Genomic DNA, 13326 nt, shown 5'->3' on the forward strand with positions numbered 1-13326 from the left:
TTTATGCCCTGGTCAGCCCAGGTCGCGGGCGGAGAAGGTGTCGCACTGGGCGGGGTCGCCGGTGTTGAGTCCGGCGGTGAACCAGCGCTCACGCTGCTTGGACGAGCCGTGGGTGAACTGGCTCTCGTCGACCCGCCCGCCACCCAGGTTCTCCTGGATGAAGTCGTCACCGATGCGCGCGGCGACGTCGAGCGCGCGGTTGACGTCGTCCTGCGAGATCGACTTGATCAGCGGCTTGCCGCTGGAGGTGGGCACCGTGGTGGCGTGGTTGGCCCACACGCCCGCGTAGCAGTCGGCCTGCAGTTCCAGCTTCACCCCGTCGGAGGTCGGCCCGGAGCCCGCGCGGACCCGGTCGGAGGTGCCGAGCAGGTTCTGCACGTGGTGGCCGTACTCGTGGGCGATGACGTAGGCCTCGGCGAACGTGCCGCCCTGCGCGCCGAAGCGGGTCTGGAGTTCCTTGAAGAACCGCAGGTCGATGTAGGCCTTCTGGTCGGCCGGGCAGTAGAACGGGCCGACGTCGGACGACGCGCTGCCGCAGGCGGTGTTCACCCCGCCACTGAAGAAGATCGTCGGCGCCTGGCGGTAGGTGCTGCCGGAGCGGGCGAACGTGTCGGTCCAGTAGCCCTGGATCGAGTTGATGACCGCGACCAGCGCGCAGTCCTGCTTGGTGTTGGCGTCCTTGCCGGTGCGGCACTCCTTGGCCAGGTCGGCGCTGGAGACGTTCTGACCTGCGGGGACGTCATTTGTGCTCAGCGGCGCGCCCGCGGGGACACCGCCGAGTTGGGAGAGCAGGAAGTAGATGATCAGGCCGACGATGCCGAGACCGCCGCCGCCCAGCGCCACCCGGCCGCCGACCCCGCCGCCGCCCGAGCCCCGCATGTCCTGCACCTGGGACGTATCCAGGGCTACGTCGTCGTTGAACTCCACTGGCCACTCCGCGTCCGGACCGTCGAAGGCACGCCGCCCCCGGTTCGGGTCAAACGATAGTCAGGTAACGCGGGTGCGGCTGGGCGGACATGCACCTGGGTGCGGCGCCGTCGGGCTGCCGCACCCAGGTGTTCCTCACCAAGACGTAGTGGCCGCGGGCGAACCGGCAGGCGCGGAGCCCGGCTGGACGGTCTGGAGACGCGTCCGAGGTCAGGCTCAACGGCGGTCGAGGTGCCCTTCAGCACGCTCGTTGCGATCCTCGCGGTTCTTGAGGGAACCGCGCCGCCCATGCCGGGCGGGTGCTGCAGCGCACGGGATCTCACCATCATCCGGCGATTCGCCGCTCACAATCACGACTGGGTCGATGCTGTCGCCTCAGCCGCGGGGTCGCGGCGCTGCCGCAAGGCCACTACTGGAGATAGCTGCTCCGCCACGGCACCACCTACCCTCTCTCGACTGACCTCGGTGACCCGGCGCATCCGGGGTAGCACCTAGAGGTCCACTTGGGCCAGCCGTCTCCTCCATGTTGCCCCCATCACATGGTCGTTACAACCCCCGTGGCGGTCCTGAACTGGTGAAATTCACCCTCACCGTCCGAAACGGACCGGGCATCCGGAGTCACCTTTGCCCCCGTGCGCGTGCCGCCCGAACGAGTGAACCCGGTCGCGAGCCGTGATTCGAGGCCGGACCTGGGGTTTCGTCGCCCCGTGCCCGTAACCTGGTGAGCGTGACCGCCGACCCCCACTGGCTGGACCCAGACGAGATGCGCGCCTGGCGCGCCTACGTCATCGGCAGCGAGCTGCTCCGCCAACAGCTCAACCGCGAACTCCAGGACAGCGACGGCATCGCCCTGCCCGACTACGAGGTCCTCGTCCGCCTGTCCGAGTGCGAGGGCTGGCAGATGCGGATGAGCCAGCTCGCGGGCCAGGTCGCGTCGTCGAAGAGCAGGCTGTCCCACCAGATCTCGCGCATGGAGAAGCAAGGCCTCGTCAAGCGAGCCGACTGCGCCGACGACGCCCGCGGCGTCGTCGCCGAACTCACCCAAAAGGGCATGGACACCCTCCGCTCCGCCGCCCCCACCCACGTCTCCGGCGTCCGCGCCCACTTGGTCGACCTCATGACCCCGGAGGAACAGAAGGCCGTAGCCGCCCTCTTCGAGCGCGTGATCGAGCACCTAGACCTCGGCTGAGTTCCCGCCTTGGCTAGGCTGCCCCCTGAGGGAGGCGTGGCAGAGCGGCCGAATGCATCCGCCTTGAAAGCGGAAGACGGGCAACCGTCCGGGGGTTCAAATCCCTCCGCCTCCGCAGCCCAGAAGGGGTGTCAACCGTCCACCATGACGACTGACACCCCTTCGGCGATTCTCAGGCCGCGTACCCGCGGTTGTAGCTCCAACGCGCCAGTTCGGTCGTGTTGATCCAGTACACGCCGTAGTAGTAGCCCTGGGCGTCGTACAGGCCGCCGTTGTAGCCGGTGTCGGCGACCAAGGCCCGGTTGCCGGACTGGTCGTAGCCGAGGACGGCGACGTAGTGGCCGCCCGGGTAGCTGCGCCAGCCGCTCGTCGTGCTCGCGCCGCCTGCGACGTTGACGACGAGGGCCCAGCCGCGGTTGATGTCGAACAGGATGTCCGAGCGGAGCAGGTTCGCCCAGCCGGTTGAGGAGTAGTTGTAGCCGAACTTCGCGTCGTAGTAGCTGGTGCCGGTTCGGGCGTTCAGGGTGGCGCGGATGTTCCAGGAGCTGTCGGTGCCGTTGGTGGTGGTGCCGAGCGAGTTGGCCAGGTCTTCCTGGCTGGGCAAGATTCCCCGCACGGACAGCGCGATGCGGGTGGCGGCCGGGCCGCAGTAGTAGTTGGTGTGCTGGCCCTGGATGTGGTTGTTGCCAAGGGTTTTGCTGGTCTGGTAGTTCGGCATGCACTCGCCGTCGACGATTACGCAGGCGCTGGCGATGGGGGCTGTCGCGACGGTGACGCCGGTGATGGTGGCGAGGCCAACCAGGAGTGCGGTGGTGGCGCGGAGAACTTTGCTCTTCATGGTGTTTTCCTTGGAGTCCGGGTGAAGTGGGAAAACCTTCACCCGGCTCCGTTGCCGCCCGCTTGACGCCGTGTTGACGCGGCTTGGGTCAGTTCCGCCAGGCGGCGTTGTAGCGGGCGAGTTGGGCCGCGTCGCGGGATTCGGTGCGGTGTTTGCGGGCGGTGGCGGCGGCGCCGTGGGGGTAGCCGTAGCGGGTGATCCGGTATTCGGTGCTCTCGATCGCGTACGACATCGTGTAGTAGAGGCCGACGATCAGGCCGAGGCCGCCGCAGGCGATCGCCAGGCCCCACGAGCCGCCGAGGCCGAGGACCAGGCCCAACGTGATCGCCGCCGACAGGGGCAGATTCCGGAGCAGGGCCCGCAGCGTGAACCACGCCATCCACTTCGGACCGGTCGCGTCCTGGAAGACCCATTCGCGGTAGCGCTGCGGGACGCGGCCGCCGAGCAGGTACCAGAGTCGCAGCGGGACGGACGGGGTGGTCACTTCCGGTCTCCTCTCGCGGCCGCGTCGATGACGCGGGTCAGTGACTCGTGCAGGCGGTACAGCTCCGCGATCTCCATGCCCAGCCGCTCCACGACGGCGGGTGGGATGAGCAGGGCCTGCTCGCGCAGGGCGGCGCCCTTCTCGGTGAGGGTGACGGCCAGCTGGCGCTCGTCCTGGCCGTCGCGGTCGCGGCGGATGTAGCCGATGACCTCTAGGCGTTTGAGCAGGGGCGACAGGGTTCCCGGGTCGAGGACGAGCAGCCTGCTCAGCTCCTTGACCGACAGGGGCGCCTGCCCCCACAGGGCCAGCATGACGAGGTACTGCGGGTGGGTCAGGCCCATCGGCTCCAGCAGCGGTCGATAGATCCCGACCACCGACCGCGACGCGATGGACAAGGCGAAGCAGACCTGGCGTTCCAGGGCGAGTGGGTCCTCGTCCGAGATACTTTGCGCACCAACCATTGGTCCACCATATATCGGCTCGGCCAGGTCGATGTGGTGATTTCGGCCATGGCGGCGGCGTTTGCCCGCTAGCCTGGCAGGCGGATGCGCCGAGTCCGCCTGGGTCGGGGGACCCAGCAGGGGGTGAGTCGGGCGGAGCGCCTGGATCTGGGGAGATCATCCTGAAACGCACATCGGTGCGCCCAGCCGCGAGACGGCTCGGCGCCTTGTTCGGCGCGCTTCTGATGTCCGTCGCGGTCGCTTTACCCGCGGACGCGCAAGAGGCCACGCCCACCACCAGCGAGCCGGTCCCCACGACGACGGGGCAGCCGACCACAACCCCGCCGACCGAGACCACCCCGCCGACCACCGACACCACCACGGCACCGCCGACCACCGAGACCACGACGGCACCGCCGACCACCACGACCCAGCCCGCCGAGCGCCCCGACCTCGCCGTCACGGTCTCGTTCGACAAGCAGGCCTACGTCTACGGCGAGTCGGTCAACATCGCCGTCCGCATCGTCAACAACAGCGACGTGGCCGCGACCGGCGTGCGCGTGTCCGAGCGGGGCAACCTGAACACCACGGGCCAGTGGGGTGACCTGGGCGAGGCTCCCGGCGCCACGATCGCCGCCCGCGCGACCCGCGACCTCGCCCTCGTCGGCACCTTCGCGTGGACCTCGCCAGGCCGACTCGAACTGCCGGTCGGTGTCCACTCCGCGGTGGAGGACTTGAACCCCGCGGACAACATGGCCACCGCGACCGCGTCCGTCGGGCCGCCCAAGGCCCGGTTCGGCGGCACGGTGTTCGAGGACCGCAACGGCAACGGCGCGGTCGACCAGGGGGAGGCGGTGTCCGGCGCGCAGATCGCGCTGTCCGGTCCCCGGTACGTCACTGTCTACTCAGGATTCGACGGCCGGTTCGACGCCGCCGACCTCGACGAGGGCACCTACTACATCGACTACAGCCACCACGGCTACACGCTCTTCGGCGTCGGGGGAGCCGAGTCGCGCGACCAACTTGCGCTGGCAGGCGACCAGTACGCCGACGTGAGGATTCAGGCCAAGCCCGCGCTGCGGTCGCTGCTGTCCGCGCGGCTGGTCTTCGACGGCACCCGCTACGACGCAGGCGCCCCCGCGGCCGTCCGCGTCGTGCTGACCAACTCCAGTCAGCGCGAGGTCGCGGGCGTCACCGCGATCTGCCCGGGCGGCTCCGGCCAGTTCGAGGCGAACCTCGGCGCGCTCACCCCCGGCGGACCCGGCGTGCTCGTCCCCGCGGGCCGGACCGTCTTCGTCACGGTCACCGGCACGGTGCCCGCCAGTGCCGCCGAGGTCGGCTACACGTCGCTGAGCTGCTCCTTCGCCGCGCCGGGCTTCCCGGCGTCCAGCGGTCCGACGGAGTCGGCCTCGGTCGCCGTCACCGGCGTCCCGGCCACGGCCACCGGTGCTCTGCTCCGCGAGGACAACTACGAGCCGGTGTCCAACGTTCCGGTCAGCCTCCTCGACCCGGACAGCGGTCAGGAGGTGGCGCGCGCGGTGAGCGGCGCCGACGGCACGTTCACCGTCACCGGCGTCCCGACCGGACGCTACGACGTGCGGTTCGACGGTCCGTGGACCACCTACTACCAGTTCACGGTCCGCACCGACGACACCTGGCCGGTGACCATCTTCGTCGCGCCCGACCCGGTGAACAACGGCCGGAAGGCGAAGGTGAAGGCCGTGGCCACACTGGACAAGCAGGCCTACCAGTCGGCCGATCCGGTCAAGGTCACGTTGACCGTCACCAACGTCGGCAACGCCCCGGCGACCGACGTCCGCTTCTCGACCGGCAGCGGCAGCAACTTCTCCCCGGACAACGGCTGGGGCGAACTCAACCAGGGGCTGACCATCGAGGCGGGCGCGACCCGCACCTTCGAGTACACCGGCACCGTGTACTCGTGGCCGTCGCTGCCCGACGCGGTGCTGCTCACCGGCCAGTTCTTCTCGTGGTCGAACCCCGGCTTCGCCAACGGCCAGTTCTTCGCGGCCGCGCCGTGGACCGCGGTGTTCGGCGACTACCGCGGTCTCGTCTACGCGGACAAGAACGCCAACGGCAGGCCCGACCGCGGCGAGGCCATGGCAGGCGTGCGCGTCAGTGCCTCCGGTGGCAGGCCGATGAGCGGCGGCGAGGCCGTCACCGACGCGGCGGGCCGGTTCTCGATTCCGCACCTGCTGCAGGGCGACTACCGCGTCTACTTCATGGAGTCCGAAGAGAACTGGGTGATCGTCGGACCTGCCGGGGACGGCACGGACGCGTTCACTCTGACGGGCGCGGGCCGCGACATCCAGATCCGGGCGGTGCCCGCGCTGCACCGGTCACTGAAGGCGCAACTCACCATCGAGCACGACCAGTACGCGAAGGGCGACTCCGCCAAGGCGTTCGTCAAGCTGACGAACAAGGGCACCGTCACGCTGACCGGCGTCAAGGCGCAATGCGGCGCGCACGAGGGAGTGCTGGACACCTCCGAGGGCTGGTACCCGATCGGCGAACCCGACCCCGGGACAACCTTGGCGGTCGGGGAGACGAAGTCGTTCACCGTGGTCAACAAGGTCAGCGATGAGGACTACCGCGCGGGCTTCCACGAGGTGTGGTGCACGTTCGTCGCCGACGGCCACCGCGCCGAAGGCGGGCCGCAGACCGGGGACACCGCGCTGGTGCTCGGCGCGCTCGGCACCCGCTCCGCGGAGCTGGTGCACGACGCCAACGGCGACTGGGTGTTCACCGATGACGAGCGGCTGTCCGGGGTCACCGTGCAGCTGATCGACGACGTGACCGGCCGGGCCGTGAGGCAAACCGTCACCGACGCGCGCGGCCGGTTCACCTTCGCCGACCAGCAGGCGGGGCGCTACCGGATCCACGTGGTCGGACCGTGGGCGTTCCAGGACAACTGGGTCCGCACGTTCCCGATCACCGAGGGGACCAGCGAATGGGCTCCCACGATCCTGATGGTGCCGGGGCCTGAGCAGCCCCCGATCTCCTAGGGAGTCGGAACGGCGCCGGGGCGACCCGGCGCCGTTTCAGCCTTCGCAGCCGATCCCGTCGCCGTTGCCGTCGAAGCCGTGCCGGTCCGGTGCGCGGACCGGGAAGCGGCGCTGCGTGATCTGCTTGCAGTCCAGGTCGGGGCCGGTCAGCGGCAGGCACAGCGTCGGGTAGGACGGGTCGCACCCGGGCTTCGTCGGGACCGCCGCGACCGGTTGCGGTGCGGGCGGGACGGTCGTGGTGGTCGGCTTGGGGCGGGGCGTGGTCGGCTTGGCGGTCGTGGTGGTGGGCTTGGCCGTCGTCGTGGTCGTCGCGATGACGGTGGTCGTCGCCGCCGTGGTGACGATCGCCGACTCCAATGTGGACGGTGCGGGCGCGGTGGGGCTCACTGGCTTGGTCGTCGGGGCCGCCACCAGCGACGACGGCGCGCGGGCGGGCAGCAGCGCGCCGCCGACGATCAAAGCGAGGACGGCCACGCCCGCGAGTACGCCCGCGCGCTTGCGGTTCGGCACGAAGGCCCACAGCGCGTGCCCGACCACGGTCGCGTAGGCCGCGACCGCGATGGCGACCAGTCCGAGCGCGAGGAACACCCCGCCGACGCCGTCCGTGGTGGCCGCGGCCACCGCGAACAGGACGATGAGGACGCCAACCGCGATGCGGGCGGGTAGGTAGCGCGACGCTGTCATGCCCCAGGCATCCGACGCTCCGCGCGCCCGGTTACCTGTCCCGCGCAATCGTGATCTCCATTCACCCGATCGGCCTAGCTGACCATGATGAAGACGGACGCCGCCGACACGGCTCCCAGGACGAATCCGGTGACGGCCAACGCGCCCAGTACCCGGGCCTTGGCGAGGACGGACATGATCATCAGACAGCCGAGCAGGATGGCGAAGGCGACGGTGTTGGACATGGCTATCCCCCGGATCGGTATGTGGACTCCTGGACGTCGGTGATGAACATGTGCCCCGGCGCGTGCGTGATGGCGAACGGGAGCGCGCCGATGGCGGCCTGCGGGGTGACGCCGCAGGCCCAGAACACCGGGATCTCGCCGGGGCGGATCTCGGCTGGGTCGCCGTAGTCCGGACTGTCGATGTCCTTGATTCCCAACGCTTCCGGGGCGCCGACGTGCACGGGTGCGCCGTGGACGGCCGGGACGGCGGCGGTGACCTGGACCGCGGTCGCGACCAAGTCGGCCCGGATCGGCCGCATCGACACCACGAGCGGGCCGCTGAGCCGACCGGCCGGACGGCACGGCCGGTTCGTCCGGTACATCGGCACGGTGGTGCCCTGGTCGGTGTGCCGCATCGCGATCCCGGCCGCGCGCAGGGCGGCCTCGAAGGTGAAGCTGCAGCCGATCAGGAACGTCACCAGGTCGTCGCGCCACCGGTCGGTGACATCGGTTGGCTCGTCGACCAGCACGCCGTCGCGCCAGACGCGGTAGCGGGGTAGGTCGGTGCGGAGGTCGGCCTCGGCCAGGTGGGTGCTGGTCGCGCCCGGGTCGGTGACGTCGAGCAGGGGGCACGGTTTCGGGTTGCGCTGGGCGAACAGCAGCACGTCGTAGGCGTCGGCGCGGGGGACGGCGATCAGGTTGGCCTGTGCGTAGCCGTCGGCGAGGCCCGCGGTGGTGTGGGCGGCGCCGTCGCGGAACGCGGCGCGGACGGTGCGTGGGTCCATGGCTCCTCTTAGGACAGTTCGCGGTCGCGGGTCTCGGGCAGGCCGAACAGGGCGACGACGGCCAGCGCGTAGGCCAGCGCGCCGAACGCCATGGCGCCGCCGATGCCGAACCGGCCCGCGAGCAGGCCGATGGCGGCGGGGAAGAACGCGCCGACGGCGCGGCCGAAGTTGTAGGTGAAGCCGGGACCGGCGCCGCGCGCGTGGCTGGGATACAGCTCGGCGAGGTAGGCGCCGAAGCCGCTGAAGATCGCCGACGAGCAGAAGCCCAGCGGGAAGCCCAGGTACATCACGTATCCGGCGGCCGACGGCGGGAGCTGGGTGTAGAGCAGGAGCAGGACCGCGCTGAGCACAGCGAACAGGCGGAACGCGGGTTTGCGGCCGATGCGGTCGGTGAGGTGGCCGCCGGTCAGATAGCCGAGGAACGCGCCGGTGATCAAGAAGGCCAGGTAGCCGCCGGTGCCGATCACGGTCAGGCCGCGCTGCTTGCTCAGGTAGGTGGGCAGCCAGGTGGCGAGGGTGTAGTAGCCGCCCTGGCAACCGGTGGCGAGCAGGGACGCGAACACCGTGGTGCGCAGGAGGTCGCCGCGGAAGATCGCCTTGAGCGACCCGCGCGCGGCGGCCCTGTGCTCGGTGAAGACAGGCGCGTCCTCGACGCCGCGGCGCAGGTAGAAGACGAGGAGCGCGGGCAGCGCGCCGGTGATGAAGAGGATTCGCCAGGCCAGTCCGGCGTCGACGTAGTGGAAGATCACGGTGTAGGCGATCACCGCCGCGCCCCAGCCCACGGCCCACGAGCTCTGGATCACCGACACCACCCGGCCGCGGTGGCGGGCGGCGGTGTACTCGGCGACGAGGATCGCGCCGGTCGCCCACTCGCCGCCGAAGCCCAGGCCCTGCAGGGCGCGCAGGACGAGCAGGGACTCGTAGTTCTGCGCGAGGCCGCACAGCGCGGTGAAGACCGCGTAGGTGACGACGGTGATCATCAGAGTGCGGACGCGGCCGATGCGGTCGGCGAGCACGCCCGCGATGACGCCGCCCAGCGCGGAGAAGACGAGGGTGGCCGTGGAGAGTAGGCCGGTCTGGCCTGTGGTGAGCCCGAACGTGGCCGCGATGGCGGCGAGGCCGAGCGGGAGCACCCAGAAGTCGTAGGAGTCGAGGCCGAAGCCGAGGAACGCGCCGACGAAAGCCTTGCGGCCCTTGGGTGGCAGCGATCGGTACCAGCCGGTCTCGGCCTGGTCGGTGCGTGGCACGGTCATGGCTCCCCCTCCAGCGGATTGTTGACTTGTTCGACGATCCACAGTGTGGAGGATTGTTGAACAATATGACAATCCAACAAACGGATGATTCACTTGTTCAACAATCCGACATCGGAGGCGGCGTGGCGGCGGAGGACATCGAGCGCGCGGGCAAGCTCGCGCGCCGGGTCGGGCAGGGGCGTTCGAGTGCCGCGGAGGTGGCCGCGTCCGCGCTGCGCGACCTGATCATGGAAGGCGTGCTGCCGCCCGGCACCCGGATCACCGAAGAGACGTTCATGGCCCCGCTCGACGTCTCCCGCAACACCCTGCGCGAGGCGTTCCGGCTGCTCAGCCACGAGCGCCTGCTGGTGCACAAGCTCAACCGCGGCGTCTTCGTCCGCAGCCTGACCCGCGAGGACGTCGTCGACCTCTACAACGTCCGCCGCCTGCTCGAGTGCGCCGCGATCAAGTTCGCCGACGCCGAGGGCTCCCAGGTCCTGCGGAGCGCCGTCGAGCGCGGCGAGGAAGCCGCGAAGGCCGGTCTGTGGACCGACGTCGGCACCGCGAACATCCGCTTCCACCAGGCGATCGTCGGCCTCGTCGGCAGCCAACGCCTCGATGAGGTGATGCGCCAGGTCGGCGCCGAGCTGCGCCTGGGCTTCCACGAGATGGGCGACCCGCGGGCGCTGCACGAGGGCTACCTCAAACGCAACCGCGACATCGTCAACAAGGTCGACAAGAACGACCTGAAGGGCGCCGAGGAGCTCCTGCGGTCCTACCTGGACGACGCGGAGCGTGAGATGTTCGACGCATTCACGCAGCGGGACGACAAACTGGCGAACTAGGGTCGTTCTCGTGACGCCATGGGAAGCCGTCGGGATCGTGCTGGCCGGGGTGTTCGCGGGCGGCATCAACACCGTCGTCGGATCCGGCACCCTGGTCACGTTCCCCGCGCTGCTGGCCGTGGGCTTCCCGCCGGTCGTGGCCAACGTGTCCAACTCGCTCGGCCTGGTCCCCGGCTCGGTCACCGGCGCCATCGGCTACCGCCGCGAGCTGGCCGGGCAGCTGCCCCGCCTGCTGCGCCTGGGCTCCGCGTCGCTGCTCGGCGGGATCGCGGGCGCGGTGCTGCTGCTCGTCCTGCCGCCCGGCGCGTTCGAGACGATCGTGCCTGTCCTCATTGGACTCGCGCTCGTCCTGGTGGTCGCCCAGCCGTGGCTGGCGCGCAAGCTCGCCGAGCGCGAACGCCATGAGCACGGCGGCCTGCCGCTGCTGGTCGGCGTGTTCGCCGCGGGCGTCTACGGCGGCTACTTCGGGGCGGCGCAAGGGGTTCTGCTGCTCGGTCTCATGGGCATCCTGATGACCGAGACCCTCCAGCGGATCAACGGCGTCAAGAACGTCCTCGCCGCGATCGTCAACCTCGCCTCCGGCGTGATCTTCGCCTTCGTCGCCGACGTCGCGTGGGACGCGGTCGCGCTGATCGCCGTCGGGGCCATCGTCGGCGGGCTCATCGGCGCGAAGGTCGGGCGCAAGCTGTCGCCGACCGTCCTGCGCGCGGTGATCGTCGTCGTCGGCATCACCGCGATCGTGCAGCTGTTGGCCAGGTGACGGCGTGTCCACCCGGACACGCCGCCACCCACCGGTCTAGCGGGGGAACGAACCGGCCGCCGCGAGGAACACGTCGTTCTCCTCCGGCGTGCCGATCGTGACCCGCGCGCCCTCGCCCGCGAACGCGCGGACGATCACCTTCTGGCCGAGGCAGTGCTCGTTGAACGCCGCGGTCCGCTCGCCCAGCGGCAGCCACACGAAGTTCGCCTGCGACTCCGGCACGTCGTAGCCGAGCTCGATCAGCGCCGCGCGCACCCGGCCGCGCTCGCCGACGATGTCGCGGCAGCGGGCCAGCAGCTCGTCCTCGGCGTCCAGCGACGCCATCGCCGCGACCTGCGCGATCGCGTTCACCGCGAACGGCACGTACACCTTGTTCACCGCCGCGATGACCGCCGCCGGCGCGACCAGGTAGCCGACGCGCAGGCCCGCGAGCCCGTAAGCCTTGGAGAACGTGCGCAGGACCGCGACGTTGTCGCGGCCCGCCGCCCACGCCGCCTTGGCGACGTCCATGCCGTCGGGGACCTCGGGGTCGTCGACGAACTCGCCGTAGGCCTCATCGATGACGATCAGCACGTCGCTCGGGACGGCCTCGATGAACCGCTCGATGGCCGCGCGCGGGTGCGCCGTGCCGGTGGGGTTGTTGGGGTTGCAGAAGTAGATGAGCCGCGTCTTCGGCGTGATGGCGGCGAGCATCGCGTCGAGGTCGAGGAAGTGGTCGTCGGTCAGCGGCACCCGCGCCTGCGCGGCGCCCACCACGTGGGTGAGGATCGGGTAGGCCTCGAACGAGCGCCACCCGAACATGACCTCGTCGTCGGCGGTGCAGGTGGCCTGGATCAGCTGCTGGCACAGGGTCACCGAGCCGCAGCCGACGGCGACCTCGTCGCCGTTCACGGCGAGCTTGCGCGCCAACCGGGCGACCAGTTCGCCCGAACCGGTGTCGGGGTAGCGGTTGATCTGGGTGGCGGCTTGGGCGATCGCGTCGACCACACTCGGCAGGGGGCCCAGCGACACCTCGTTGCTGGCGAGTTTGATCGCGCCCGGGATGGACCTGCCCGGCACGTAGCCCGGGAGGGCGGCCAGGTCGGCGCGGGTACGGACACTCATCGGAGCTCCTCGTCTTCACGGTGGCGGCGACGCTGCCGCTGGGTCCGAACCTATCCCGACACCCGGGGTGAGCGGGTGATCACGTTGACGAGGACACACCTGGCCGTGGTTGGGTTGACACATGGCCCAGACCCATACCGAGGATGTCCGGCTGGACGACGGCCGAGAACTGCGCCTGACCTTCGCCGAGCCCGACGGCGTCACCCGCGGTGGGCTCGTGGTCCTGCACGAGGCGCGCGGCGTCACCGACGCGGTGCTCGCCATGGTCGCGGGCCTGGCCGCCGAGGGGTGGCTCATCGTGGTCCCGCACCTGTACGAGGGCGGGTCGGCCGAGGTCGACCACGAGGCAGCCAGAGGCAAGGTGAGCGAGCTGTCGGGGGAGTCCGTGCTCGCGGCCACCGACATCGCCTTCGCGTGGCTGGCCAAGCACTCGGTGAACCCGGACCGCATCGGCGTCATCGGCTTCGAGCTGGGCGGCGCGGTGGCCCTGGTCGTCGCCGCGTCCCGGACCATCGGCGCCGCGGTCACGGTGGCCGGTGGCGGGATCGTCGAGCCGCTGTCGGCCGGACTGCCCGCGCTGATCGAGGTCGCGGGCGATCTGCGCTGCCCCTGGCTCGGGCTCTACCGCACCGAGGGCGACGACATCACCGAACCCCAGGTCGAGAAGCTGCGCGACGCCGCGGCGGCGGCCCAGGTGGCCACCGACGTCGTCCGCTTCGCCTTCGAGACCGGCGGCTCCGAGGCGTGGGCACGCGCGCTGAACTGGTTCGACGCGCACCTGCGCTGAGCCTCCGCCCAGCGCAGGTGCTCGG

General features: G+C 70.4%; 14 protein-coding genes and 1 tRNA gene. 6 read left to right on the top strand and 9 right to left on the bottom strand.

The window, feature by feature from the left end; translation table 11 throughout:
* Positions 1-12: 12 nt before the first annotated feature.
* On the bottom strand, positions 13-927 hold the full coding sequence (gene ypfJ / locus ACSHT8_RS24125) for a KPN_02809 family neutral zinc metallopeptidase (protein WP_436493174.1): 915 nt from the start codon (positions 925-927) through the stop codon (positions 13-15).
* Between the two features lie 763 nt (positions 928-1690).
* Between ypfJ and ACSHT8_RS24130 the strand changes: the two genes are divergently transcribed.
* Together ACSHT8_RS24130 and ACSHT8_RS24135 are read left to right on the top strand one after the other, a co-directional pair.
* Positions 1691-2116, top strand: a complete 426-nt coding sequence (locus tag ACSHT8_RS24130) for a MarR family winged helix-turn-helix transcriptional regulator (protein ID WP_436502166.1) — start codon at positions 1691-1693, stop codon at positions 2114-2116.
* 30 nt (positions 2117-2146) lie between these two features.
* A tRNA-Ser gene (locus ACSHT8_RS24135) sits at positions 2147-2231 on the top strand.
* A gap of 57 nt (positions 2232-2288) precedes the next feature.
* Here ACSHT8_RS24135 and ACSHT8_RS24140 read toward each other — a convergent pair.
* From ACSHT8_RS24140 to ACSHT8_RS24150, 3 genes are all read right to left on the bottom strand, one after another.
* Complete coding sequence (locus ACSHT8_RS24140; RefSeq protein WP_436493175.1) at positions 2289-2954, bottom strand: C39 family peptidase; 666 nt, start codon at positions 2952-2954, stop codon at positions 2289-2291.
* 88 nt (positions 2955-3042) lie between these two features.
* Positions 3043-3438, bottom strand: a complete 396-nt coding sequence (locus ACSHT8_RS24145; RefSeq protein WP_436493176.1) for a DUF5313 family protein — start codon at positions 3436-3438, stop codon at positions 3043-3045.
* Entirely contained in the window at positions 3435-3899 is a 465-nt protein-coding gene (locus ACSHT8_RS24150) for a MarR family winged helix-turn-helix transcriptional regulator (protein WP_436493177.1), read from the bottom strand. Before ACSHT8_RS24150 ends, ACSHT8_RS24145 begins: the two co-directional genes overlap by 4 nt.
* A 224-nt stretch (positions 3900-4123) precedes the next feature.
* Between ACSHT8_RS24150 and ACSHT8_RS24155 the strand changes: the two genes are divergently transcribed.
* Complete coding sequence (locus ACSHT8_RS24155; RefSeq protein WP_436493178.1) at positions 4124-6901, top strand: hypothetical protein; 2778 nt, start codon at positions 4124-4126, stop codon at positions 6899-6901.
* A 36-nt stretch (positions 6902-6937) separates the two neighbouring features.
* Here ACSHT8_RS24155 and ACSHT8_RS24160 read toward each other — a convergent pair whose 3' ends face one another.
* From ACSHT8_RS24160 to ACSHT8_RS24175, 4 genes are all read right to left on the bottom strand, one after another.
* The gene (locus ACSHT8_RS24160) at positions 6938-7585 is read right to left on the bottom strand and encodes a hypothetical protein (RefSeq protein ID WP_436493179.1); all 648 of its coding nucleotides are present in this window, start codon (positions 7583-7585) and stop codon (positions 6938-6940) included.
* Between the two features lie 74 nt (positions 7586-7659).
* Entirely contained in the window at positions 7660-7809 is a 150-nt protein-coding gene (locus ACSHT8_RS24165; protein ID WP_436493180.1) for a hypothetical protein, read from the bottom strand.
* A gap of 2 nt (positions 7810-7811) precedes the next feature.
* A complete protein-coding gene (locus tag ACSHT8_RS24170; protein WP_436493181.1) occupies positions 7812-8573 on the bottom strand; it encodes a putative hydro-lyase in 762 nt (253 codons plus the stop codon).
* 8 nt (positions 8574-8581) lie between these two features.
* A complete protein-coding gene (locus tag ACSHT8_RS24175) occupies positions 8582-9826 on the bottom strand; it encodes an MFS transporter (RefSeq protein WP_436493182.1) in 1245 nt (414 codons plus the stop codon).
* A 122-nt stretch (positions 9827-9948) separates the two neighbouring features.
* Here ACSHT8_RS24175 and ACSHT8_RS24180 point away from each other — a divergent pair, with 122 nt between their 5' ends.
* Both ACSHT8_RS24180 and ACSHT8_RS24185 read left to right on the top strand, forming a co-directional pair.
* A complete protein-coding gene (locus ACSHT8_RS24180) occupies positions 9949-10650 on the top strand; it encodes a GntR family transcriptional regulator (protein WP_436493183.1) in 702 nt (233 codons plus the stop codon).
* Between the two features lie 10 nt (positions 10651-10660).
* The gene (locus ACSHT8_RS24185; RefSeq protein ID WP_436493184.1) at positions 10661-11410 is read left to right on the top strand and encodes a sulfite exporter TauE/SafE family protein; all 750 of its coding nucleotides are present in this window, start codon (positions 10661-10663) and stop codon (positions 11408-11410) included.
* Between the two features lie 36 nt (positions 11411-11446).
* On the opposite strand, the gene hisC is transcribed toward ACSHT8_RS24185, so the two are convergent.
* Positions 11447-12514 (bottom strand): histidinol-phosphate transaminase, encoded by a 1068-nt coding sequence (gene hisC, locus ACSHT8_RS24190; RefSeq protein WP_436493185.1) that lies wholly within the window; start codon positions 12512-12514, stop codon positions 11447-11449.
* 121 nt (positions 12515-12635) lie between these two features.
* Between hisC and ACSHT8_RS24195 the strand changes: the two genes are divergently transcribed.
* The gene (locus ACSHT8_RS24195; protein ID WP_436493186.1) at positions 12636-13301 is read left to right on the top strand and encodes a dienelactone hydrolase family protein; all 666 of its coding nucleotides are present in this window, start codon (positions 12636-12638) and stop codon (positions 13299-13301) included.
* The last annotated feature ends 25 nt before the right edge of the window (positions 13302-13326 follow it).

The sequence above is a fragment of the Actinokineospora sp. HUAS TT18 genome (assembly GCF_051364635.1).
GTDB lineage: Bacteria > Actinomycetota > Actinomycetes > Mycobacteriales > Pseudonocardiaceae > Actinokineospora.